Annotated in this window: 22 protein-coding genes; 17 read left to right on the forward strand and 5 right to left on the reverse strand. The window is 59.7% G+C overall.

From position 1 onward, the window contains the following. Positions 1-8: 8 nt before the first annotated feature. From BLU85_RS06415 to gloB, 9 genes are all read left to right on the forward strand, one after another. Positions 9-773, forward strand: coding sequence for an SDR family NAD(P)-dependent oxidoreductase (locus BLU85_RS06415; RefSeq protein WP_092198647.1), 765 nt, complete (start codon positions 9-11; stop codon positions 771-773). 12 nt (positions 774-785) lie between these two features. Further along, on the forward strand, positions 786-1547 hold the full coding sequence (locus BLU85_RS06420; RefSeq protein WP_092198644.1) for a crotonase/enoyl-CoA hydratase family protein: 762 nt from the start codon (positions 786-788) through the stop codon (positions 1545-1547). A gap of 25 nt (positions 1548-1572) precedes the next feature. Further along, a complete protein-coding gene (locus BLU85_RS06425; RefSeq protein WP_092199251.1) occupies positions 1573-2373 on the forward strand; it encodes a crotonase/enoyl-CoA hydratase family protein in 801 nt (266 codons plus the stop codon). A 35-nt stretch (positions 2374-2408) separates the two neighbouring features. Then, positions 2409-3554: an NADH:flavin oxidoreductase gene (locus BLU85_RS06430; RefSeq protein ID WP_092198641.1), complete on the forward strand. Its 1146-nt coding sequence runs from the start codon at positions 2409-2411 to the stop codon at positions 3552-3554. A gap of 38 nt (positions 3555-3592) precedes the next feature. Next, the gene (locus BLU85_RS06435) at positions 3593-4861 is read left to right on the forward strand and encodes an acyl-CoA dehydrogenase family protein (RefSeq protein ID WP_092198638.1); all 1269 of its coding nucleotides are present in this window, start codon (positions 3593-3595) and stop codon (positions 4859-4861) included. Next, on the forward strand, positions 4858-5922 hold the full coding sequence (locus tag BLU85_RS06440; RefSeq protein WP_092198635.1) for a phosphotransferase family protein: 1065 nt from the start codon (positions 4858-4860) through the stop codon (positions 5920-5922). Before BLU85_RS06435 ends, BLU85_RS06440 begins: the two co-directional genes overlap by 4 nt. 146 nt (positions 5923-6068) lie before the next feature. Next, positions 6069-6818, forward strand: coding sequence for an electron transfer flavoprotein subunit beta/FixA family protein (locus tag BLU85_RS06445; protein WP_092198632.1), 750 nt, complete (start codon positions 6069-6071; stop codon positions 6816-6818). 2 nt (positions 6819-6820) lie between these two features. Continuing rightward, positions 6821-7759 carry an electron transfer flavoprotein subunit alpha/FixB family protein gene (locus tag BLU85_RS06450; RefSeq protein WP_092198629.1) on the forward strand — a complete coding sequence of 313 codons (939 nt, stop codon included), beginning with the start codon at positions 6821-6823 and terminating at the stop codon, positions 7757-7759. A gap of 24 nt (positions 7760-7783) precedes the next feature. Next, positions 7784-8548 carry a hydroxyacylglutathione hydrolase gene (gene gloB / locus BLU85_RS06455; RefSeq protein ID WP_218190007.1) on the forward strand — a complete coding sequence of 255 codons (765 nt, stop codon included), beginning with the start codon at positions 7784-7786 and terminating at the stop codon, positions 8546-8548. Positions 8549-8629: 81 nt separating this feature from the next. Here the strand turns inward: gloB and BLU85_RS06460 are convergent, their stop codons facing one another. The 4 genes from BLU85_RS06460 to BLU85_RS30295 all read right to left on the reverse strand — a co-directional run bounded on the left by BLU85_RS06460 (position 8630) and on the right by BLU85_RS30295 (position 10952). Then, a complete protein-coding gene (locus BLU85_RS06460) occupies positions 8630-9391 on the reverse strand; it encodes a glucose 1-dehydrogenase (RefSeq protein ID WP_092198623.1) in 762 nt (253 codons plus the stop codon). Between the two features lie 48 nt (positions 9392-9439). After that, on the reverse strand, positions 9440-10195 hold the full coding sequence (locus tag BLU85_RS06465; RefSeq protein WP_256572834.1) for an SDR family NAD(P)-dependent oxidoreductase: 756 nt from the start codon (positions 10193-10195) through the stop codon (positions 9440-9442). Next, positions 10188-10550 (reverse strand): hypothetical protein, encoded by a 363-nt coding sequence (locus BLU85_RS31650; protein WP_092198620.1) that lies wholly within the window; start codon positions 10548-10550, stop codon positions 10188-10190. The genes BLU85_RS06465 and BLU85_RS31650 overlap by 8 nt, the downstream gene beginning before the upstream one ends. Before the next feature lie 69 nt (positions 10551-10619). Beyond that, positions 10620-10952 carry a hypothetical protein gene (locus BLU85_RS30295; protein ID WP_139207900.1) on the reverse strand — a complete coding sequence of 111 codons (333 nt, stop codon included), beginning with the start codon at positions 10950-10952 and terminating at the stop codon, positions 10620-10622. 204 nt (positions 10953-11156) lie between these two features. On the opposite strand from BLU85_RS30295, the gene BLU85_RS06480 reads away from it, so the two are divergent. Then, entirely contained in the window at positions 11157-12575 is a 1419-nt protein-coding gene (locus tag BLU85_RS06480; RefSeq protein ID WP_139207898.1) for an aromatic ring-hydroxylating oxygenase subunit alpha, read from the forward strand. Between the two features lie 42 nt (positions 12576-12617). Next, a complete protein-coding gene (locus BLU85_RS06485; protein ID WP_092198611.1) occupies positions 12618-12935 on the forward strand; it encodes a Rieske (2Fe-2S) protein in 318 nt (105 codons plus the stop codon). Between the two features lie 71 nt (positions 12936-13006). Here the strand turns inward: BLU85_RS06485 and BLU85_RS06490 are convergent, their stop codons facing one another. Then, the gene (locus BLU85_RS06490; protein WP_092198607.1) at positions 13007-14008 is read right to left on the reverse strand and encodes a zinc-dependent alcohol dehydrogenase family protein; all 1002 of its coding nucleotides are present in this window, start codon (positions 14006-14008) and stop codon (positions 13007-13009) included. Positions 14009-14261: 253 nt separating this feature from the next. Here BLU85_RS06490 and BLU85_RS06495 point away from each other — a divergent pair, with 253 nt between their 5' ends. The 6 genes from BLU85_RS06495 (at position 14262) to BLU85_RS06520 (ending at position 24862) form a co-directional block, all read left to right on the forward strand. Then, a complete protein-coding gene (locus BLU85_RS06495; protein WP_092198604.1) occupies positions 14262-15710 on the forward strand; it encodes a phosphotransferase family protein in 1449 nt (482 codons plus the stop codon). Then, complete coding sequence (locus tag BLU85_RS06500; RefSeq protein WP_175497011.1) at positions 15703-16713, forward strand: DUF7064 domain-containing protein; 1011 nt, start codon at positions 15703-15705, stop codon at positions 16711-16713. The genes BLU85_RS06495 and BLU85_RS06500 overlap by 8 nt, the downstream gene beginning before the upstream one ends. 291 nt (positions 16714-17004) lie before the next feature. Beyond that, entirely contained in the window at positions 17005-20502 is a 3498-nt protein-coding gene (locus BLU85_RS06505) for an indolepyruvate ferredoxin oxidoreductase family protein (protein ID WP_092198598.1), read from the forward strand. A 180-nt stretch (positions 20503-20682) separates the two neighbouring features. After that, entirely contained in the window at positions 20683-22323 is a 1641-nt protein-coding gene (locus BLU85_RS06510; RefSeq protein WP_092198595.1) for a DUF1302 domain-containing protein, read from the forward strand. Next, positions 22287-23738 (forward strand): DUF1329 domain-containing protein, encoded by a 1452-nt coding sequence (locus tag BLU85_RS06515; protein WP_092198592.1) that lies wholly within the window; start codon positions 22287-22289, stop codon positions 23736-23738. The genes BLU85_RS06510 and BLU85_RS06515 overlap by 37 nt, the downstream gene beginning before the upstream one ends. A gap of 62 nt (positions 23739-23800) precedes the next feature. Beyond that, on the forward strand, positions 23801-24862 hold the full coding sequence (locus BLU85_RS06520) for a WD40/YVTN/BNR-like repeat-containing protein (protein ID WP_170847563.1): 1062 nt from the start codon (positions 23801-23803) through the stop codon (positions 24860-24862). Positions 24863-24867 lie beyond the last annotated feature (5 nt).

Consider the following 24867-nt stretch of genomic DNA (forward strand, 5'->3'; position numbering starts at 1 on the left):
GACTGCTGATGAATATTCGAGGAATGGCCGCGGTCGTGACTGGCGGTGCATCGGGCCTGGGCCGCGCAACGGCTGAAAAACTGTTGGCGCAGGGGGCCAAGGTGGTGATCGCCGACCTGCCGAGTTCCGATGGCGAGGCGGTGGCCAGGGCACTGGGGGCCGATTGTGCGTTCGTGCCAGCGGATGTCACCGATGAAGCGCAGATGCTGCAGGTCTTCAAGACCGCGTCGGCGCTTGCGCCGTTGCGTGCCACGGTGCATTGCGCAGGTCGTGGCGGTCCGGTGCGCGTCGTCGACAAGGACGGCGAACCGGGGTCGCTGGAGCAATATGAAGCCGTGGTGCGGGTCAACCTGATCGGGACCTTCAACGTCCTGCGCCTGGCCGCCGCGGAAATGGCCAGGCACGACGAGGCCGACGGTGAACGAGGCGCCATCGTGCTGACCTCGTCCGTGGCCGCCTACGAGGGGCAGATTGGCCAGATCCCCTATGCCTCGGCGAAAGCCGGCATTGTCGGCATGACGATCGTTGCCGCCCGGGACCTGGCAAGCCGCAAGATCCGGGTTTGCACCATCGCCCCAGGCATCTTCGATACACCCATCCTGGCACGTGTCTCTGCGCAAGTCCGAGAGGGACTGGCCGCCGCCGTGCCTCATCCATCCAGGCTGGGGCAGCCCGCCGAGTTCGCCTTGCTCGCCGCCCATATCATCGAGAACCCGATGCTCAACGGTGAAACCATCCGCCTGGATGGTGCGATTCGCATGCCGCCGCGCTGAGGAGGGCAACCCATGCCAGACGTTCTATTCGACGTAAGTGAAGGTATTGCAACAATCACCATCAACCGCCCTGAAGCGAGGAATGCGGTTAACGGCGCCGTCGCCCAGGCCATCGCCGAGGCGGTCGATCAAATCGATGCACGCCATGACATCCAGGTCTCGATTCTGACCGGTGCGGGCGGCTTTTTCTGTGCGGGCATGGACCTCAAGGCGTTCCTCAAGGGGGAAAACGTCAAGCCTTTCGGCCGTGGTTTCGCGGGGCTGACCAATGCCAGGGTGCGCAAGCCATTGATAGCTGCTGTCGAAGGCATGGCTCTGGCCGGTGGTTTTGAGCTGGCGCTGGCTTGCGACTTGATCGTTGCCTCCGAGGTTTCGCAGTTCGGGTTACCGGAAGTCAAGCGCGGCTTGGTGGCCAACGCCGGTGGCCTGGTTCGGCTGCCACGGCAACTGCCTCATCGGCTCGCGATGGAAATGGTGCTGACCGGCGCATCGGTCAGCGCCCAGGCGTTGCTGGCCCACGGCTTGATCAACCGGGTGGTGCCGGCAGGGCAGGTGATGGGCGCGGCGCTGGAGTTGGCGGCGACGATCGCCGCCAACGGCCCGATGGCCGTGGCAGTCAGCAAGCAGGTCCTGGTGGACTCCCAGGATTGGCCCAGTACCGAACTGTTCGTGCGCCAGGATGAATTTACCCTGCCGGTCTTCAAGTCTCACGACGCGAAAGAAGGCGCCACGGCCTTCGCCGAGAAGCGCAAACCTGTCTGGAAAGGCATTTAGGGGACACGATCAGATGGACAATTCGATGACTGACATTCTGCTGCGTGAGGTCGATGAGGGGATCGTTACGTTGACCCTCAACCGCCCCGAGCAACGCAATCCGATCTCCGAATCGGACATGATCGATGCCCTGTGCAATGCCTTGGAAGAGGCTGACGCTGACTGGTCGGCCCGCGTGGTGATCCTGACCGGCACGGGTTCGGCATTTTCCACCGGCGGAAATATCCACTCCATGCGCCAGGGCGCAGGCCTTGTCGATCAATCGGCTGTGCGCACCCGATACAACTACCGTAATGGCATACAACGCCTGCCACTTTTGTTCGAACGCCTGGAGATCCCAGTGCTGGCGGCTGTCAACGGCCCGGCAATCGGTGCCGGCTGCGACCTGGCGTGCATGTGCGACATCCGGATCGCTTCGACCAAGGCCAGGTTTGCCGAGAGTTTCGTCAAGCTGGGCATCGTGCCAGGCGATGGCGGAGCCTGGTTGCTGCCACGAGTGGTCGGGTTTGCCAAGGCCTGCGAAATGGCCTTCACCGGTGATTTGATCAACGCCTATGAAGCGCTCGCCTGCGGCCTCGTATCGCAAGTGGTCGAGCCTGAGGCTTTGATGGAAACCACCCGCGAGCTGGCCAAGCGTATCGCGTCGAACGCGCCCCATGCCGTCAGGATGACCAAGCGCCTGTTGCGCGAGGGCCGCACTGCGAGCCTGTCGGCCATTCTCGAATGTTCGGCTGCCGCGCAAGCGTTGTCACACACCACCCCGGAGCATGCAGAGGCGGTTACGGCGTTTCTGGCCAGAAGCGCGGTAACCCAGCCGAAGGCTTGAGATGCTCCATTGTCAACAACGGAATCCATAACGTCATGAACCATCAAGGTCTTTTGCAACCGTTACAGGTACGTGGATGTTCGATCCCCAATCGAATCGTGATGTCCCCCATGACGCGTGGCTTCTGCCCAGGTGGGGCCCCGACCGCCGAGGTCCGCGACTACTATGCGCGCCGCGCCCAAGGCGGTTGCGGTCTGATCATCACCGAAGCCGTTGGCGTCGATCATCCGTCGGCCCTGGGCGATGCCGGGCTTGGTGAGGACAATATTCCGGTGCTGCACGGCGCAAAAGTGTTGCAGGGATGGGGCGAGGTGGTTCAGGCAGTGCATGCGGCTGGCGGCAAGATCGTGCCGCAGTTGTGGCACCAGGGCGTGCTGCGCTTGCCAGGCACCGGCCCGTTTCCCGAGGCGCCGGTCAGCAGTCCGTCGGGGATCTGGGGTGAGCCGGGCCAGTTGACGGCTCTTGCCGAGGACAAGATTCCGATCGATGTCCGAATTGGGTTGCCTATGACCGAAGCCGAGATCGAGCAGGTCATCGACGGCTACGTGCGCTCGGCGAAAGGCGCGATGCTGGCCGGTTTCGACGGCATTGCGATCCACGGCGCGCACGGCTATCTGATCGACACCTTCCTCTGGGACAAGACCAATCGCAGACAGGATCGCTGGGGAGGCAGCCGCGCCGCGCGGACCCGGTTCGCCGTCGAGATCATACGGCGGATCAGGATGGAAGTCGGCCCGGACCTGCCGATTTTCTTCCGCTTTTCCGATTGGAAGCAGCAGGACTTTCGGGCGCGTTTGGCAACCACGCCGCAAGCGCTGGAGGAACTGCTGGGCCCGCTGGCGGATGCGGGCGTGGATGTGTTCGACGCCAGCGTGCGCTATTTCGACAAACCCGCCTATGAGGGATCAACGTTGAATCTCGCTGGCTGGGCGAAGAAAGTCACGGGGAAATGCGCCATGACCGTGGGTGGTGTCGGCATCAACAAGGGCATGTATGACGGTAAGAGCGATATCAGTGCGGTGGACAATCTGGAGCGAGTGATGCAACGCCTGGACAATGGCGAGTTCGACTTGGTCGGTGTCGGGCGTGCGCTGCTGGGCGATCCGCATTGGCCACGCAAGATCATTGCCGGTGAACAGGTATCGGCATTCCATTCTGCTGTATTGACGCGCCTGACTTGACGGATCGGTCCATTCAACCTGTAGAGGAGTATCGAAGCATGGCGTGGGATTTTGAAACCGATCCGGACTTCGCTCTGGAACTCGAATGGATCGATCAGTTCGTAAGTGAGGAAGTCGAGCCACTCGATCATGTGCTGGGCAGTCCCTGGGACATCCATGCACCAGGCTTCCAGACGCTGGTGCGGCCTCTGCAGTGTATCGTCAAGGCAAGAGGCTTGTGGGCCTGCCATTTGGGCCCTGAGTTGGGAGGTCAGGGTTTCGGCCAGGTCAAGTTGGCCCTGATGAATGAAATCCTGGGGCGTTCGGAGTTCGCACCTGTCGTGTTCGGTGCGCAGGCGCCCGATTCGGGTAACAGTGAAATCCTCGCCCACTATGGCACCGTCGAGCAGAAGTCCCGTTACCTGGCCCCGCTGCTGGCCAATGACATCGTGTCCTGCTTTGCCATGACAGAACCCCAGGGGGGAGCCGATCCAAAGCAGTTCAAGACGCTTGCACAGCGCGACGGCGATCAATGGGTCCTGACAGGTGAAAAGTGGTTCGCATCCAATGCCCGGTATGCCGATTTCTACATCGTCATGGCGATCACCGATCCGGATGTCACGGTCTATCAGGGGGCGACGATGTTCATCGTGCCGGCCTCCACGCCGGGTGTGCGTATCCTGCGTAACGTCGGTTGCGGCGATGGCGAGCAGACCCATGCCTACGTCTCGTTCGACAAGGTAAGGTTGGACGAAAGCAGTGTCCTCGGTGGCGTAGGGCAAGCATTTGCGGTCGCCCAGGTGCGCCTGGGGGGCGGGCGTGTCCATCATGCCATGCGCGTTATCGGCCAGGCCGGCAAGGCTCTGGACGCGCTGTGCGAGCGTGCTCTGTCGCGTACCACCCAGGGCTCGCTGCTGGCCGAAAAACAGATGATCCAGGAACGCATCGCGGATTCGTGGATCGAGCTGGAGCAGTTTCGCCTGCTGGTCATGCGCACCGCCTGGCGCATCGACAAATACCAGGACTACCGGAAGGTTCGCAAAGACATCAGCGCAGTCAAAGCGGCCATGCCCAAGGTGCTGCATGACATCGCCGCACGCGCGCTGCATATCCACGGCTCGATTGGCGCCAGCAATGAAATGCCGTTCGCCAACTTGGTTAACCGGGCCTTTCAGATGGGCCTGGCCGATGGTCCGACCGAAGTGCACAAAGTGACAGTAGCCAAGCAAGTTTTGCGTGACTATTCGCCCAGTACAGCGCTGTTTCCGGCCTATCACCGACCCACGGCGCAAGCTGCCGCCCGGGAAAAGTTCAAGGCGCAGCTATGACCGGCCAAGCAGTGCCAGATTTCGACTGGCTGGCCGCCGCGCACCCTCGGCGCCTGAGTGCGTGGATGGACGAGCATGGGCTTGAAAGCGGGCCATTGCGGGGCTTCGAACGGTTGGCCGGCGGCACGCAAAACCTCATCGTGCGCTTTCAACGCGGTAACCGCAGTTTTGTCTTGCGTCGACCTCCGTTGTATCCGCGCCCCGACGGGGACAAGACCATCCTTCGTGAGGCCCGGGTGCTCGGTGCATTGGCTGGCAGCCGTGTGCCGCATCCGGGGCTGATCGCCTCGTGCGGTGATACCGTGGTGATCGGCTCTGCCTTCTACTTGATGGAGCCGGTCGAAGGGTTCAACCCCTCGGGAAAACCACTGCCGCGCGAATACGCCGAGAACGTCGATTGGCGCCGCAGAATGGGCTTTGCGATGGTCGATGCGCTGCTTGCCTTGGGCGAGATTGTACCCGAGCAGGTCGGTCTTGATGGCTTCGGCAAACCGCTGACATTTCTCGAGCGCCAGGTGCCGCGTTGGCGGGCGCATCTCGAGGCCTGCCCATCCAGCGCCGCCTGGCAGGGGCCCCAGGGGCTCATCGGCCTCGATGAGCTGGGCCGGGTTCTGGAAAACCAACGGCCGCTGGTCTTCGAACCTGGCGTCCTGCACGGTGATTTCCATCTTGCGAACGTGATGTTTCGTCATGACTGCTCAGAACTCGCCGCCGTTATCGACTGGGAGCTGGCGACCCTGGGCGACCCGCTGCTGGATCTCGGCTGGCTGGTTGCGACCTGGCCGGATGAAACTGGGCACGGTGCCGGGACGATTCAGGTCTCACCCTGGGATGGCTTCCCCACGGCACAACAGCTGTTGGACCACTATGCAGCAGGCAGCCGACGCGACCTCAGCCGGATCGATTGGTACATCGCCTTGGCCAATTACAAGCTGGCGGTGATGCTGGAGGCCAGTCACGCCCGCTCCTGTGCCGGGCGGGCGCCGCGGGAAATTGGTGAGAGACATCATGCTTCCGCGCTCAGACTCGTTCAGAACGGGCTGGCGAAACTCGCGACTTGACGTGGCCTTGCCTGCGTCCGCAATCGAATGAGCCTGTACGCTCCGGGGCGTTTTGCTTGAGCCCACCGAGCCCCATGATGTCTGTCAGCGGCGACCGGACCAAAAACGGCAGGGCGTCCAGACAACAAGAATGACAGGAGAAACCCTTGAAGATCCTAGTGCCTATCAAGCGCGTCGTAGATTTCAATATCAAGGTCCGGCCAAAGGCCGATGGCAGTGGCATGGACTTGGACAACGTCAAAATGGCGATAAACCCATTCGATGAAATTGCCATGGAGGAGGCCGTTCGCCTGAAAGAGCAGGGCAAGGCCAGTGAAGTCATCGCTGTTTCCTGCGGCACCACGTTGAGCCAGGAAACCTTGCGCACCGCCCTGGCGCTGGGTGCCGATCGGGCCGTGCTGATCGAAAGCAGCGAAGAGCTCCAGCCACTGGCGGTGGCCAAGTTGCTCAAGGCGCTGGTCGATATCGAGCAGCCCGACCTGGTGATCCTCGGCAAGCAGGCGATTGACGATGACTGCAACCAGACAGGCCAGATGCTTGCCGCGCTGCTGGACAGGCCTCAGGGGACCTACGCCTCCAAACTGGCAGTTGACGGTGAGCAGTTACTGGTGACCCGCGAAGTGGACGGTGGGCTGGAAACACTGCGCCTGGCTTTGCCAGCCATTATCACCGCAGACCTGCGGCTGAACGAACCACGTTACGTCACCTTGCCGAACATCATGAAGGCCAAGAAGAAGCCCATACAGATACTGACCCCGGCTGAGTTGAACATTGACATCACCCCGCGACTGCGCACATTGAAAGTGTCGGAACCACCGGTGCGTCCTGCGGGGGTTAAAGTCCCGGATGTCGCAACGCTTGTCGCCAAACTGAAGCATGAAGCCAAGGTGATCTGACCATGACAGCACTGATTGTTGCCGAACACGATAATACCCACCTCAATGCGTTGACCTTGAACGCCGTCACCGCTGCTCGGGCATGCAGCGATGAGGTGCATATCCTGGTGAGCGGTCACCAGGCCAGACAAGTCGCCGAACATGCGGCGCAGGTGGCAGGCGTGAGCAAGGTGTTGTTCGCCGACGCGCCCCACCTCGCGGAACAACTGGCCGAGAACACCGCCGCTCAGGTATTGGCCCAGGCAGGTAACTATACCCATATTCTGTTTGCGGCGACGTCCAACGGCAAAAGCATTGCTCCCCGGGTAGCCGCCCGACTGGATGTGGCACAGATCAGCGAGATCACTGCAGTGGTTGCGCCGGACACTTTCGAGCGTCCGATCTATGCCGGTAACGCGATAGCGACGATCAAGAGCGGTGATCCAATCAAGGTGCTGACGGTGCGTTCAACCAGTTTTGCTGCCGGCGCCGATAGCGGAGGCAATGCCGCGATCGACAACGTGGTCAGTGTCGCCGATAGCGGCATGTCGAGCTTTGTGAACCGGGAAGTGAGCAAAAGTGATCGGCCTGAACTCGCGGCGGCCAGGATCATCGTGTCGGGCGGACGTGCGCTTGGCTCGGCCGACAAGTTTCAGTCAACGCTCCTGCCGCTCGCCGAAAAGCTTGGTGCCGCGCTCGGGGCGAGCCGCGCCGCCGTGGATTCGGGCTATGCGCCTAATGACCTGCAGGTGGGGCAGACCGGCAAGATCGTCGCCCCCGATCTCTACATTGCCTGCGGGATCAGCGGCGCCATCCAACACTTGGCGGGCATGAAAGACAGCAAGGTGATCGTTGCGATCAACAAGGACGCGGATGCGCCGATCTTCGCCATCGCGGACTACGGGCTGGAAGCCGATCTCTTCACGGCGATCCCGGAACTGCTTCAGGCCCTCCAGGATTAAGCACTTTTCAGGTACTTCACCATGTTGGATGAAATCTTCGGCGTTCGCGCATTCGCGGATAATTACATCTGGTTGTTGCGCAAGGGGACTGACTTCATCGTTGTCGACCCCGGGGTGGCGGCTCCGGTAAGGGCCGCCATCGAAGCCCGGCAAGGCAAGTTGGCGGCAATCCTCATCACGCACCATCATCAGGACCATGTTGGCGGTGTGGCTGACCTCCTGGGGTGGCAATCAGTGCCAGTCTACGGGCCTGCGGCCGAGGCGATCGATTGTGTGGACCGTCCGGTTACACAGGGCGACCACGTGCATGTCGAAGCACTGGATGCCACGTTCGATGTCATTGATGTGGGCGGTCATACCCTTGGCCATATCGCCTACCGCACGGGGAATGCGCTGTTCTGCGGTGATACCTTGTTCGCCGGCGGCTGTGGGCGGATCTTCGAAGGTACTCCCGAGCAGATGTGGCATTCACTCAACCGACTGGCCATGTTGCCGCACACAACGCAGGTGTATTGCGCCCATGAGTACACTGAAGCCAATCTGCGCTTCGCGCTCGCCGTCGAACCCGATAATCAATTGTTGAAAGATCGTTGGAACGAAGTCCAGGCCCTTCGTGCGCAGGATCAGCCTACCGTGCCAAGCACTATCGGCCTGGAGCTGCTGACCAATCCTTTCCTGAGGGCTCGCCACGTCGCCGTAGTCGGCGCCGCTGAAGCGTTCCAGGGACATCGGTTGCACGAGGAAGTGGCGGTGTTCGCGGCGTTGCGTGAATGGAAAAACGTCTTCTAAGGATGATGCCCTGCCTTCTTTCCAGACAAAGCCAGTGCCTCCCTCTGGAGGCACTTTTGCCATGCAAGGAGGTGTCGCGCCTCAGCGCACCAGGTATCCGCCATCAACGGCTAGCGTATGTCCGTAGGTAAACGACGCGTCATCCGAACACAGCCACAGTGCCGCCTTTGCGACATCCTCGGGCAGGCCCAGCCGGCCAACGAGGCTCATCTTGTCGATGATCTGGTCGCGTCCGGCAGGCGCATTGCGCAGAGCCGCCTCAAGCATGGGGGTGTCAATGGCTCCCGGGGCAATCGCATTGATGCGCACGCCGATGGAGGCAGCATCAATGGCGGCATTGCGAGTCAGCCCCAGCACGGCATGCTTGCTGGCGGTATAGACGGATTGTCGATTTTGCGGGCGGTAGGCATTGACCGAGGCGATGTTGACGATGGCGCCCCGGCCCTGTTGGGCCATCTGTTTTATTTGCTGCTGAAGGCACAGGAACACACCTTTTACATTCACTGCCATGATCCGGTCGAATACCGCTTCAGGTACGTCCGGCAATGCGTCCGTCTCCATGCCGACCGCGGCATTGTTCACGGCGAAATCCAGCGAACCGGCATCCTTCACCACGGCTGCGACCAAGGCACTTACGTCACCTGCGCGAGAAACGTCGCAAGGGTAGAAATGGCCCGCACCCCCGAAATCCTGAATCATCCGTACGGTTTGCTCGCCGCCGACGACGTCGACATCCGACACGGCGACCCGCGCACCGGCGCGGGCAAAGGCCAGCGCGATACCTCGACCGATGCCGCTGCCTGCACCGGTGACCAGTGCGGATTTATTGGAAAAGTCTTGCATGGATACAGCTCCTCTAAAGTGAATGGAAAAAGCACATCCCGGGGCCGATCAGAGGCTGCGCCCACCATCGACAACCAGGGTTTGCCCGGTGATGTAGCTGGCAAGGGGGGAGACGAGGAACAGTGCCAGGTTGGCGACGTCCGCTGGTTGGCCGAGACGCCCAAGCGAGATGGTCTCCAGGGCGTTTTTCAGGCGCTCGGGATGGCTCGTGGTAACCTCGGTCATCTTCGTGGCGATCATCCCCGGGGCAATGGCATTGACCCTCACCCCTTCGCGTCCCCAGGCGTCGCCCAGGGTACGCGTCAGGCCCAGCAGGCCGGCTTTCGAGGCCGCATAGGCGGGGTTGCCGACGACTGACTTGAACGCACCGATAGAGCCGATGAAGATCATCGAACCCTGCCGTTCCGTGAGCAGCGGGTAAAACCGCGTGGCCAGTTGCATCACACTCAGCAAATTGACATTCACCACGTGATTGAAGGTCGAGGGCTCAAACTCCTGTCGACGGTAGACCACGGCGCCCTGGGCCATCACCAGGATGTCCAGGGTCTCGATTCCCGGTTCCCAGGCTTGTAGGGCGGATGCATCGCTGACGTCCAACTGAGAGTAATGCAGGCCAGTCAAGGCTGAACCGTCGTCGGCGTAGGCGTGTGCATCGGCGCGGGTCCCAGTGACATGAACGGTGGCGCCCTGTTGGCGAAATCGCCGCGCAATGCCATTGCCGATGCCGCTGGAGCCGCCGATTATCAGCGCGACTTTTCCCTCGAGTCGCAGTGCCTGGCCCGCGTCCGTAAAAAAGCTACTCACGGTGTAGAGCTCCTTCGGTCACCAAACCGATGGCGTCAATCTGGCTAGGGGCGGTCGAAGCATGGTAGTTGGCCATTTGGTCGAAACTCAGGTGGTTGCAGACTTTGAGCACCGCCAGGGTGTACTGCCGAGCGATGGGCGCGCAGCGGGTGAACCACTGCGCATCGGCCCAACTGTGTAAAACGGAGTGAGCCGCCGCATTGCCGGCCCTGGCCTTCACCACGTCGTGAAAAGCATCGAACACCAGGAGGGTATGCTTGAGCTCGGCGGCAGCGGTCTGCTCGGCATTCAGAGGGCAGTGCGGAAGATGATCAGCCGCACGCTCCTGCACATGCTTGAGGTATTGGTTCAGCAATGTCGTTTTCCCTGAAGACTGATTTCAGCCGCGGGCGGGCAGCCGTGTCCGATAAACTGGCCTTGGCGCCTAGCGAAAAATATCGGCCATCGTTACTTGGGGGGGCGGCATACAATTGACGTCGGAGGAAAGAGAGCAATAGTAAGGGTAGAGCGGCACGGGTGCTTTAACTTGGGTGTTATCTTTGCAACCAGTCAATGAAATAATCAAACACGCAAATAATGCAATGTGCGGGCGCATGAGATAGTTCTCTTGTTTGTTCTTATTAGGGCCGATTGGTTGTTCTTGCATTTTGTGATCAGCAACAGTTCGAGCATATACCGTCGCCATTTCTGCGCCAGACAGGGACTTGTCCGTACCCGCAATAATCTTGTTCTGTGTGGCGTCAGTCTGCTCGGTCACAAGGCGTCCGTTTTCAGGGCGCAGGAGAGGAAGTTGAAGGCTCTTATCTGTGCGGGCAAAAGGGTTTGTCTGTACCTCGGCATGGATGGAAGAACATTGCAGATTTGCCTGCTCCCTCTAATGTAAGGCGTATCAAGCCATCGAGATCACTAAACCAATCGATCAGGGTAATAGCCCTGTACCGGCCTTTGAGGGAGGTGTTACGTGACAACAGAGAACAGTCATTGGAAGGACTACGGCAAGCCGATGCCGGGCAGCAGGATCGATCCACCCACACTTCAGGACATTCTTGCTTCCGACGCACAACCGCATCGCACACCACTTCACGATATCGGTCATTATGATCCGCCACCGCGGCTTATTCCCTATGACCGGTATCTCGACGCTGCCTATGTCGATCTTGAAGTCGAACATATATGGAAGAAAGAATGGCAGATTGCCTGCCGCGAAGAAGACATTCCCAATGTCGGTGATCGCCTGACTTACGACATAGTCGACAGTTCTTACATTATTGTTCGTTCCAAGCCTGATGAGTTCCGTGCTTTCCACAACAGTTGCCGCCATCGTGGGCGTCAGATGTGTTCGGGGAAAGAAAATGCCGATAACTTTCGTTGTCCTTTCCACGGTTGGGTCTATGACTTGGAGGGGCGACTGGCGTGGGTGCCGTTCGAGCAGGAGTTTCCAAATGTCGATGCCGATCACAACAGCCTGATCCCGGTTCGAGTCGACACCTGGGGCGGTAACGTTTTCATCAACCCGGACCCTGATGCAGAACCGTTGCAAGCGTCCCTGGGCGTGTTGGTTGACCATTTCAAGGACTACCCCATTGGGGAGCGCTACACCGCGATGAGGATCCTGCTGCACGTCAATTGCAACTGGAAAGCCGCCCAGGAGGCCTTCATGGAGGGCTACCACGTGGTGGAAACCCATGCAGACGGGATGCCCATGTTCGGTTCGGCGATGACCCAAGTCGATATATGGGAGCAGGGCAAAGGCTACATCAGTCGCCTGTGCACGCCCGGAATGACCACTGACAGCTACCTGAGCGATAAGGTAAGCCCGCGCGAAGGCCTGGTTCTCTACTGCAGTGCCTATGATTTGCCGTTGCCGCCGCCGGAGCGCGGGCTTACTGCCGAAGATGCCCGGCGCTACGCGGCCGAACAGCAGCAGATCCGTCTGGAGGCCAACACCGGCAAGGATTGGTCGGCCCAGCCCATCAGTTATTTCCTGGACATGGCCAAATACTTCATGTTCCCCAATTACCACCCCTGGTGGGGCGAGGGGTTGCCATGGTGGTACAAGTTCACCCCGTATGGGCGCGATCCGGACAAGTCGGTGATGGAGTACCGGATGCTGCTGCCCATTCCCAAGGACGGTGTACGACCGCCTGTGCCCGAGCCGATCGTGATCGATTTTGGTGAAAAAGCTGAAGACCATCCCGCGCTGGGCACCACCGGACATATCGTGGACCAGGACATGTCCAACATGAACGCTGTGCAGCGAGGATTCAAGGCGGCTGCCGCCCACGCGGCCTATATGACCCTGTCCAACTACCAGGAAGCGAAGATTCGTCGATTCCACGAAATCTACGATCAACGCCTTGGCCTGAAAATCAACGACTGACCACCACTGCCTGGCTACCGAGCAGTTTCATAGAGTGAAACGATGGACTTTGAGAAAACCGTTGCACGCAGTGCCTTGCCAGAAGGCGGTAAAGTTGTAGTGGAGGTGCGCGGTCACTCGATCCTGTTGTGCCGATTACAGGGGCAGGTCCTGGCGGTGCAGAACCGCTGTACCCATGCAGGATCCCGCCTGGATTCCGGGCTTATTGCAGAGGGCAGCATTCGCTGCCCTCTGCACGGCGTGCGTTTCGATCTGCACACCGGGCAATGCTTGAACGTACGGCTCGGTTGCGCACCACTGAAATGTTTTGCCACGCGGGAAACGGGCGACCATATCGAGGTCGAGGCGATTGAGCATTAGTGCCAGCCGGGGCTGTTTCGGCGCCTGGGCGCCGGTTCGCAGGCCAGGGCAGCCGCAACAGCGCCTACCGCCTAGCGGGTGATGACGATCTTGCCAAAATGCAGCTGGGTTTCCATGTAGCGAAAGGCGTCCCCCAGCGCCGGCAACTCGAAGTGACGGTCCAGCACTGGCTGCAGTTGGGTCTGTTCGATTATTCGCATCATTTCCACCTGGTGCTCACGGCTTCCCACTGTAATGGCCGACATCCGGATATTGCCGGTCACCGCCGCAAAGGTAGGAAACTGGATTGGCTGGCGACTGAGACCACCGATCAATGACAGATGAGCGTTGACTCGCATGGCCTTGAGCGTCTGCGTCAGGTCTCCTCCCACCACGTCCACGACATGATCTACCCCTACGCCATTGCTCAATTGCCGGACGAGATTGTCCCAGGCAGGGACTTCACGGTAGTTGATGACGTGGCTGGCGCCGAGGTGACGCAGCTTCTCGGCTTTTTCCGCTGAAGATGTCAGCACAATCACCTGGGCGCCGAGCAGTCGTGCGAATTGCAAGGCGAAAATCGAAACACCGCCGCTGCCCTTGACCAATACTGTTTCCCCCGGCTGAACCGGGCCTGCGACCTTCAAGGCCCGCCAGGCCGTCAGCGCCGCGCAGGGCAACGTGGCGGCCTGAGTGTCGGTCAATGAGGCCGGAGTATGGGTGAACTGGCTGGCCGGTAGCGTGACGTACTCGCTGGCAAACCCATCAACGTGCTCGCCACGCATCTGCGCGATCCGCTCCAGGGTCGCGGGGCCTTCAGCCCAATTGGCAAAGAATGTGCCGGTGACCCGATCGCCGGCCTTGAACTCACTGACATCCGCCCCGGTTTCCACTACTTCACCGGCACCATCAGACAATGGAACCCGTCCCGCGGTGCTCGTCAGGATACCGCGAACCACCAGCGCATCATGGAAATTCAGCGAGTTGGCCTGAACTTTCACCAACACTTCTCCGGCGCCGGGACGCCTGATAGGGCGCTCCACGAGTTTGAGGTTATCCAGGCTTGCGGGCAAAGCGATTTCAATACGTTTCATGACACTCTCCTGCCGGTGATCGGTGTTTAAAAGCGCATGCATGCGTATTGGCTCAGTAGAACCGAGCCGGGCGGGGGATCGCCATTGATGTACATCCAGGGATCAATCTCGCTTCCGGTTTGAGCAACCGCACTGCTCACCGGATTCCTGAGCACAGCGGGATCAGCACGATTGCCAGCCCAGACAAAGGGGGAGCAGGGCACGAATTAGACTCGGCCCGAACATCATCTGAAGCGTACTGCGAGGGGTTGGCGTGGACGAAATAACCATCAAGACACTCAGCTCGACCGCGGCATTCGTCGAGAAATTGCTGGCGTCGGGTATCTTGGGCGGCGACCTCTTGACCGAAGCACTCATGGCCGGGACCGCGCTGGGCTATGAGCTTGCGCGCGGGTGCTGTTCGGACGAGGCCTTGTTGCCCATCCGTGTGCTCGAACGGCAACTCGCAAGCGAGTTGTCCGAGTACCCGGGAACTGTGGACTGCGCCAAGGCCGTACATCGGGACGAACAATGGCAGGCGTCCATTGGCGCCTCCCTGACGTCGGCCATGGAAGGGTTGGCCCGTCACCCCTTGGACGCCGGCCAAGAGCACATCATCGCCAGTCGCTTGCGTGAATTCCTGGTTCGTTACCACGAGCTTTTCGACCCGGCTATATCCCACGGTACGAACGCGACCTATCAAGGCGGAAGAGGGGATGGACAAGTGTCCGAAGCCTGCGAGGACGAAAAGATCACGCCCCAGGCTGTCCAGCGCGACTTGAAGGCTAATACGCGTTATACCGATGTGCAAGTGACCGACATGCGCCAGTTGATGGGTGGCTACTCCAAGGAAACCTTCATCCTGGACTTGAGCGATGCCACGGGCGAACGCCGTGAAGTGCTGCGCAAGGACGGCGTAGGTTTGCCGACGGGGTCAAGCGTGGTCAACGAGTTTCAAGTATTGCGGGAAGTCGCGAGGCTGGGCTTGCCCGTGCCCACACCGCTGCACCTTCAAGCGAACGCCGAAAACCTAGGCACCGCCTACATGCTGGTGGATTACGTGGCGGGACAATCAGCACACTTGACGGTTCCCATGGACCCGGCCTCCCGGCAACGCTGGGCCGACAGTATTCTCGACAGCCTGGTGATGCTGCACCGCGAAACACTTCAGACGGATCGAGATATTCGCGACCTCTTGCGTGCTGAAATCGACGAGCTGCGTCAACGCGTCCGGGATCGCGAACGGCATGCCCATCCGGGCATCGCCTGTGGATTGTCCTGGTTGCAATCGCACCTGTCGGACCTCGAGGGGCGCCCGGCTTGCCGAGTCCATGGCGACGTGGGCTTCCATAATATGCTGATGGCGGACGACAAACTGGTCGCCCTGCTGGACTGGGAATTCAGCCACATCAGTGATCCGGTCGAGGACCTGCGCTACGTCAAGCCGTTCATCGAACAGCTCGATCTCTGGCCATGGTTCATCGAGCAATACGAGCAGCGTTCCGGCATGAGCTATGACGCCAGGGCAGCACGCTATTTCAATGTCTGGAAGGAAGTGCGTAATGCCATCGCCTGTCAAGGCTCGCTCAATTCATTGTTGATGCCCGGCGTGCGCAATCTGGCGTTGTGCGTGGCGGGAAATCTCTATCTCCCCAAATTCGAAATCGGCATCCTCGACGCGATCGTCGACGCCAATACCGCGGCAGGTGATCGCCATGTCTGAGAAAAGAATTGCCTGGATGTCCGACGGCCATGGCTTCGGTACCGCGACCGACCAGGACGATTTCTATCATGGGCGCGCCCTCGAGGATAAACACTTCACCACTACGGAAACCTGGTATTGGGGATTCTACGAGGCGACATCCAACCTGCATGGCTTCATCCATATCTGGATGCATCCTCACCTGGGATTGTGTACCGCCGGAATCTTTGCGCACTTTGGCCACAAGCGCGACCACCTGGCCGCAGAAGTCTATGACTTCCAGGTCTATATGCCTGACAGCATTTTCGATGAGCAGGGCAATATCGAGACGGCCAATGGCTTGAAAATCGAATTCGAGCGACCGATGCAAAAAATGCGCATCCGCTATGCGAACGCTGCCCGCGATTTCAACCTGGATATGGTCCAGGAGGCGGTGCAGCCCGCGGTGATGCGCTCGAACAACCGGCATTTCGAGCAAGTGATGCGTTCGCGCGGAGCGGTCAGGTACCAAGGCAGGGATTATCCGTTCGACAACTTGAGCATTCGGGATCGCTCCTGGGGCGAGCAGCGCCATGAGGACGGTTACTTGCTGCCGCCTTACACCTGGATGAACGGCGCTTTTTCTGAGGATTTCTCCTTCACCATTGGTGCGTTCGATGACCCGAAGCGGCATCCCAACTGGGAAGGTCTGTATACGCTGAGTGACGACCTGCTCGTCACTGACGCCTGGATCTTCGATCACGGTAAAACCCTGAAGGTCACCGCCGTCTCCAAGCTCACCCAGCGCGCCGACGATCAACTGCGTCCGGTGCGCCACATGATTCAGTGTACGACCGAGGATGGTGGCCAATACCAATTCCATGGGGAAGTGCTTGCGAGCAACCCCTGGCACAGCTGGCAGAACGCGCTTTGCCACTGCGGCCTGACACGCTGGACCTCGCCTCAATGGGCCGGTGAGGGCTGGGGTGAGACTCAGGAGGTGCAATGGAACGACTACGTGGTACGCCTGAGCCCGCCGGTATAAGCGTGCCGGCCTGGAACAACACTTCAGCGCAGAACAAGTTGCAGGTCAGTGTGAGACTACTGGCAGGCATCGGGATGATTACAGTTTAGATGATCTGCGACACACCCATGGCGCCGACATAACTTTTATAAAAACCGTGTGAACGCCTTCCGACGGGGCGCCGCCAATGTGCTTGGCGCCTGGATGCGGATGTCCTGTGCCAGGAAAGGAGCGCGGTGTGCATATTCGCGCATCCACCTCGCTGCACACCGACAGGTTCGCGTTTCGTGCCGGTCAGAGAGCCGATTCCTGATGACTAAAACCACCGTTTCTCTTGACGACAAATACATTCGGCAGACTGGCCGGGTCTTCATGTCGTCGAACCAGGCGCTTGTGCGCCTGCCCATCGATCAGGCCCGGCGAGACCAGTACCACGGGTTGCAGACGGCCGGTTATATTTCCGGCTATCGCGGCTCTCCATTGGGTGTCTACGATGCAGCCCTGTGGGCTGCCCAAGGCTTGTTGGACGAACACCACATCACGTTCCAGCCAGGCCTGAACGAAGAGCTGGCCGCAACAGCGATCCGCGGTACGCAAGAGTTGGAATGGTTCGGCAAATCGTCATATCAGGGTGTTTTTGGCCTGTGGTATGGCAAAGGCTTGGGTGTAGACCGTGCCTGTGAGTCGCTCAAGTTGGGCAACCTCGAAGGGGCGGCGACCCATGGCGGTTTCCTGGCGATTGCTGGCGATGACCATGGCGGCAAATCCTCGGCCAGCGCGCACCAGTCCGAACACACCCTGGTGGCCGCGTTTTTACCGGTTCTCTACCCATCGACCATTGCAGAAATCCTGGAGTACGGGATTTTCGGTTGGGCGCTATCACGCTACAGCGGTCTGTACGTGGGGCTCAAATGCGTGACCGACACGCTGGATTTATCTGCCTCGCTGGAACTGCCGGATCCGTTGCGCCCATTCATTTTTCCCACCGATATCGAACTGCCGGATCAGGGGTTGAACCTGATTCCCAAACAGACGCCGCTCGTCCAGGAAGATGTACTGGTGAACCGACGGTTGCCGGCTGCACAGGCGTTCGTACGGGCCAATCGACTGGACCGGGTAATGATCGATGCCCCTGCGCGACGCCTGGGCATCGTCGCTGCCGGCAAGGTTTACCTGGATGTGCGCCAGGCGCTTTCCGACCTGGGATTGGACGAGGCGCGCTGCCGCGCGCTGGGCATTCGACTTTACAAACCCGCGATGATCTGGCCGCTGGAACCCGAAGGTGTGCTTGCGTTTGGAAAAGGCAGCGAATTGCTGTTGGTCGTCGAGGAGAAGCGGGCTCTGATGGAAGATCAGATCGCCCGCTATTTCTACCCCATCGACGAACACCTGCGACCGACTATCATCGGCAAACATGATCGGCAGGGTGCGCCACTGCTGCCCCAGGTCGGCGAACTGAACGCCGCGCTTGTGCGCAAAGCGCTTGTGGCTTCGCTGCAGCAGTTGGGCATGGAAGACCCGTCTATCACTTCACGGTGCGCCGTGCTGGCGCAGACCGAGGCGCGTGCCCGCACGCTGGGTTCTAGCCAGTACAGGCCGGCGTTTTATTGCTCCGGTTGTCCGCACAACACCAGTACTCGTATCCCGCAGGGCAGCACCGCACTCAGCGCCGTAGGCTGTCATGGCCTGGCGGCCTATGTCATGCCGGAGCGTAACACCATGCAACCGATGCCCATGGGCGGCGACGGCATGCAATGGGTATCGGTCGGGCCGTTGGTGGAAATGCCTCATGTCTTCCAGAACATGGGCGACGGGACTTATTCCCATTCCGGCATTCTCGCAATCCGCGCGGCGGTGGCCGCCAATGCGAATATGACCTACAAGTTGTTGTACAACGATGCCGTGGCGATGACCGGTGGCCAACCGGTGGAGGCCCACCTGAGCCCGATCGACATGCTCAACCAGTTGGTCGCCGAAGGGGTCAAGCCGGTATTGCTGGTCAGTGACGAGGTGGAAAAGTACCGCGGCGCGAATCTGCCGGCGAGTGTGACGGTACACCACCGTGACGAACTCGATGCATTGCAACGGCGGTTGCGGGAGACCAAAGGGGTCTCGGCTATCGTCTACGAACAGACCTGTGCCACCGAAAAACGGCGGCGGCGCAAACGTGGCCTCTACCCGGATCCAGACAAACGTGTCTTTATCAACCAGGAGGTTTGCGAGGGGTGTGGCGACTGTTCGACCCAGTCCAATTGCGTCAGCATTCAGCCACTGGAAACCGAGTTGGGACGCAAGCGCACCATCGATCAGTCGACCTGCAACAAGGATTTCAGTTGCATCAAAGGCTTTTGCCCTTCGTTCGTGACCGTCAGTGGCGCCCGGATCGCGAGTAGGGCCGGATCGGATGATGAACGGCTCGACGCATTCATCAATGCGCTACCGGAGCCGGCTACCATCGGCATCGATGCATATGGTCACAATATGCTGGTGGCCGGTATCGGCGGTACCGGGGTACTTACGGTCGGCGCCTTGTTAGGCATGGCAGCACACCTGGAAGGCAAGGGGTGCACCATTCTCGACATGACCGGCATGGCGCAGAAAGGGGGAGCGGTAACCAGCCACATCCGCATTGGTCCGGACCCCAGCACGATATTCACCTCACGCCTGGGGATCGGCATGACCGACTTGATCCTCGGTTGCGACCTGATTGTTACCAGCAGTGCGGATGTGCTCAAAACCGTTCGCCCCGGTGTCACGCATGTTATTGCCAATACCGATGTGACACCCACGGGCGCCTTCCAGACGAACCGGGACCTGGTGATGGATGAGGCCGGGATGCTCAAGGCGGTGGAAATGGCCTTGGGGGATGATTCGGGTTTATCGTGCATCGCCGCCAGCAAGCTGGCGACCGCGCTGACGGGGGATAGCATCGCCACCAATCTACTGATGCTGGGGTTTGCCGCGCAACGCGGTCTGCTGCCGGTCAGTGTCGGTTCGTTGGAAAAGGCGATCGTTCTGAACGGTACCTTCGTCAAAGGCAACCTGCGTACGTTTGCCCTCGGACGACTGGCCGCCCATGCGCCTCAAATCCTGCACGAGGAGCACGTGACTGTACACCTGGAGACAGGCGGCCAGCTCGCGCAACTGATGGATCGGCGCGTGCGCCTGTTGACCGATTACCAGAACGCTGCTTACGCCGAACGGTTTGTGCAAGTGGTGCGTAGCGTCGAGCGGCGGGTGGCAGCCAAACGGATTGCCGGCAGCGAGGCGCTGGTGCTGCAAGTGGCACGTACCCTGTCGCGACTGATGGCCTACAAGGACGAATACGAGGTGGCGCGCCTGCATGCCGACCCTGTTTTCTGGAAGCGTCTGCGCGAACAGTTCACCGGCGATTTCAAAGTCAAATTCCACTTGGCTCCGCCGATGCTGCCGGGGCGTGACGCCAACGGTCGCCCGCGCAAGCGTGAGTTCGGTGCCTGGGTGCTCCCATTGTTTCGCCTGCTGAGGCACGGCAAGGTCCTTCGCGGAACCCCTTTGGATCCTTTTGGCTATACCCGAGAGCGTCACCAGGAAAGACAACTGATCGTTGACTACCAGGCGCTGGTGCTACGCACAGTCGAACAGTTGACCGCTGCCAACCTGAGCACCGCCATGACACTGGTTGCCGCAGCCGACGAAATCCGAGGCTATGGACCAATCAAGGAAAAAGCCATGGGGGACTACGCAAGGCGTTGCGCGGAACTGGTTGACCGGATGAGCCAGGCCCCTTCCGCTGTGCGCATCCAGGCCGTAGAGCTCCACGAGCGTTAACGCGACCGGATCCGGGCGAGTGGCCGCAAGGTGGTCTAGCTGCCATAGGCTATGTGCGCTGCAGGACGAGATAATAGCTGCGTCGCAATGGTGCGAAGCTGGGCCCAGCGTCAATGAACCATGACGTGATGGCGAAGGCGCGAACTAAAGTCTGATAACAACAATAAGAGTGCGACGACGATGAACGATTCCTCTGTGGTTGCAATTAAAAAGAGGTCCGCCAACAGAGCGGCTCAATTGCAGTATGCAGCCTTCCTGGGCGGTGCATTTCTCTGTATCTGCGAAGGCGCGCAAGCCATTCAGCTGGATGTCGGCAACCCCGACATGGTGCTGACAGTCGGTAACACATTGCGCTATGCCGCCGGTTGGAGGGCCGAGGGGCGCGATTCGTCTATCGCCCGCAGCCCCAACACCGACGAAGGCGATAACGCCTACGATCGTGGCGAGATGGTAACCAACCGTCTCGACTTGTTAACCGAAATTGATTTCAGTTACCAACGCCGATTCGGATTCCGCTTGAGCGGCGCCGCCTGGAAAGACTTTGCATTCAACGACCGCGTGAACACCGGCGACGGTCTTTCCGACCGAGGCAGTTACGAAAACAATCGGTATTCGGGTTACACCCGGCGCTATGGCGAGGGCTTGTCCGGCGAGATACTGGACGCCTACGTGTTTGACAACTTCCAGATCGGCCCCGTGGAAAGCTCGGTCAAGGTTGGCCGGCTTGCCGACCTGTGGGGTGAAGCGATCGCCCTGTCCGCACACAGTGTGTCTTACGCCCAGGCTCCCAGCGACGGTTACAAGGGACTGGTCAATCCCGGTGCTGACGCCAAGGAGTTGGCGTTGCCGATCGGACAGATTTCCGGCAAGTTCCAGCTCACGTCGGAGCTCACCCTCCTTGCGCAATACTTCTACGAATGGAAGCCCACCCGCGTCGCGGAGGGCGGCACCTATCTGGGCGGTACCGACTTCATTCTTGAGGGGCCTGATCGCTTTTCCCTGGCGCCGGGTTTATTCCTGGCCAATGGGGGTGTGAAAAAGCCCAACGATGGCGGCGACTGGGGTGTGGGCACGCGCTGGCGACCTACCTGGTTCGATGGAACCATCGGGACCTATTACCGGGAGTTCACCGAGCGTACGCCGACGGTGAGCCTTGACCTGGCGAACCGTCAGTATCATGCGATTTATCCGGACAAAGCCAAGTTGATGGGTATCAGCCTGTCGAAAAACATTGGTGGCGTCAGCACCGGACTGGAACTCGTCCACCGTCAGAACACCGCCTTCAACAGCACGATCACTGACGGTGCGAAGGAAGGCGCCCGTGGCGACAGTAATCACGTATTGCTCAATGCCATCTACGCGATGGGTCCCAATTCGATCTGGGACAGCGCCAACCTGACCGGTGAACTGGCGTATAGCCGCTGGGATAAAGTCACTTCCGGCGAGCAGTACTTCAATCGTTGCGAGAACGGCCGATCAGCGGATACCGGATGTGTCACCCGCGATGCATGGCAGACCTTCTTGCAATTCAGCCCGACCTGGACCGGCGTCTGGCCCGGTTGGGATATCACCACCAAGGCGAGCTACAACGCCGGGATAAAAGGCAATAGCGCAGTATTGGGCGGCGGTAACGAGCACGCGGGAAGCTACAGCATGGGTGTCACCTTCACCTACAACCAACAGCAGGATTTCAGCATCGCCTATAACGACTACCTGGCCACCCATGAGACTGGGGCGAACGGTCTTATCTCTGCTTCCAACGGCCAGCAACTGCAAGACAGGGGATGGCTGGTATTTACCTACAAGAACACCTTCGAGTAACGCCGCTTGGCCGAGTTTGGGTCCGTTGTATAAAAACAATAGAAACGAGGTTAGAGATGAACAGGTCACGACCGCTTTTTTTTCTGCTGCTTGCGAGTGCCTTTACCGCGACCGCTGCCCAGGCTGCCAGCTTCCAGGCACCCTTCAATCCCGCGCTGACTGCATGGGGAGCGGAAATGGCGGGGAATGCCGCCGGCACCATTCCGGCCTACACGGGAGGCGTGGAAAATCCGCCCAAGGTCGATTACGCATCGGGCATTCGCCCCGACCCGTACAAGGATGACAAGGTGCAGTTCTGGATCGATGCCAAGAACATGGCCGAATACGCCGACAAACTGTCACCGGGTACACAGGAGATGCTTCGCAAATACCCGACGTTTCGCATTGCGGTCTACCCGACCCGACGTTCGGTGAGCTATCCCGAGAGCGTGCTGGCCAATAGCGCAAAGAACACCAGCCGATGTGCCATCGAAGCTGATGGCATGACCTTGGATGTATCCAAAGGATGCCGCGGTGGCTTCCCGTTCCCGGTCCCCAAAAACGGGATTGAAGCAATGTGGAACAAAAAGGCTGCCTACCTGGGGGCCGCGCGGGTCATGGCGACGTCCAGTTACTACGTCAAACCGAGCGGTGAAGTGGTAATCACCAACCAGATGCTCGCGTACGAGGACAGCGGCCTCTACGATCCGGATGTACCCGTTCCTACTCGCGAATGGGGGTTGCGTACCGAGTATTCAGGCCCCACCCGCATTGCCGGGCAGGCCACCATGATCATCGACAACCTGGATGGACAACGCAAATCCTGGTCCTACCAGCCGGCGACCCGTCGTACCCGTCTGGCCCCCGACCTTGCCGCCGATACGCCGATCGCCGCGCAGGGCGGTGCGCAGCTCTACGATCAGCTGAACATGTTCAGTGGCTCAATGGAGCGCTGGGACTGGAAACTGGTTGGCAAACAGGAAATGTACATCCCCTACAACATCTATTCGCTGATGAACCCCACCTCGGAAAAGTGCGAGCCCAAAGGGCTGTTCATGCCCAACCACCCCAATCCTGAGTGCGTACGCTGGGAGCTGCATCGCGTCTGGCACGTCCAGGCAACGTTGAAAGAAGACAAGCGCCACGTCTTGAAAAGGCGCGACTTCTTCTTTGACGAGGACAGTTGGATCGGCGGCATCCAAGACACCTACGACCACAACGACAAGCTCTATCAAGTGGAGTGGGCGCCCCTCTGGCCCGACTACGTCAAGAAAGTCGTGATCGGCGGCAGCTCATTTCCGACATTCGACCTGAGCACGCGGTTGTATGTGTTCCCATTGGTGTCCAAGAGCTGGTCAATGGACAAGCCGCTGAGCAGCAGCCAGTTCAACAGTGACACCCTCACGAACTTTATCCTGAGACCAGGTGGCTACTGATGTTCCAAGGATGCGGGGGCGCATCCCCGCATCCCCCTTTCATAATCAAAAAGGACATCACCATGCATCGAGGGGCTGGCTGGGTGGTCGCCTTGTGCGCCATGGCCACATATATCCTGAATGCCAATGCCGGCGCCTTCATAGACCCGCTTTCACAGCCGGCTGCGCCATCGGACAAGATCGTCCATTCACGTCTGATGGCGGTCGCTGGCAACGATCGGACATTGGTTGCGGTCGGTCCGTTCGGTCACATCCTAGTGTCCGACGACCGAGGACAGGACTGGACCCAAGCACCGTCGCCGTTGAGTACCGACTTGGTTGCCGTGCGCTTTTTCGGCGAGCGCAAGGTGTGGGCGGTGGGGCACGACGGGGTGATTCTGCACAGTGAAGACGCAGGTCGAACCTGGGTGCGCCAGCTTGACGGAAACCAGGTGCTGGACATTCTGCGTGGGCAACTCGATCGGCTCGCCAAATCAACGGATGCCGACCTTACGCGTACTAGGAGCGAACTTGAGCGCTTCATCGCGGACGGCGCTGCCAAGCCCTTTTTCGATATCGCCTTCCTCAATGAAGACGAAGGTTTCGCTGTCGGGCCTTTCAATCTTGCATTGCGCACCGTCGATGGCGGTAAGCAGTGGCAACCAATCAACACCCTCACGGAAAACCCCGAAGGCTTGCACCTGTATGGCCTGACGGTTGCGCAGAAAAAAGTCTGGCTGGTGGGCGAGCGCGGCCTGGTGCGCTATTGGGACAGTGCTGCGCAACGCTTCAAGTCAGTGGATACGCCTTATAAGGGCAGCTACTTTGGCATCGTCGGTGGTCGCGGCACCTTGTTGGCTTTTGGCATGCGAGGCCGCGCAGTGAGAAGCATCGATGACGGACGGACCTGGACTTCGGTCGATACGGGCGCACAAGGCGCGATCGCAGGGGGAACCGAAATGTCGGACGGGCGCATTGTACTGGTGACGCTGGCCGGCGAGGTTCTGGTCAGTCGTACCCAGGGCGCCACTTTCAAGCTCCAGCGGCTGCTCAAGCCAATGCCCTATTTTTCCGTGGTGCAGGCCGGGCCGGACAGTGTCGCGTTGGTCGGCGCACTGGGTGTGCGTATTGAGTCCCTCATGTAGTCAGA

Origin of the sequence: Pseudomonas sp. NFACC14, assembly GCF_900106885.1 — a bacterium.
Classification (GTDB): Bacteria; Pseudomonadota; Gammaproteobacteria; order Pseudomonadales; family Pseudomonadaceae; genus Aquipseudomonas; species Aquipseudomonas fluorescens_AA.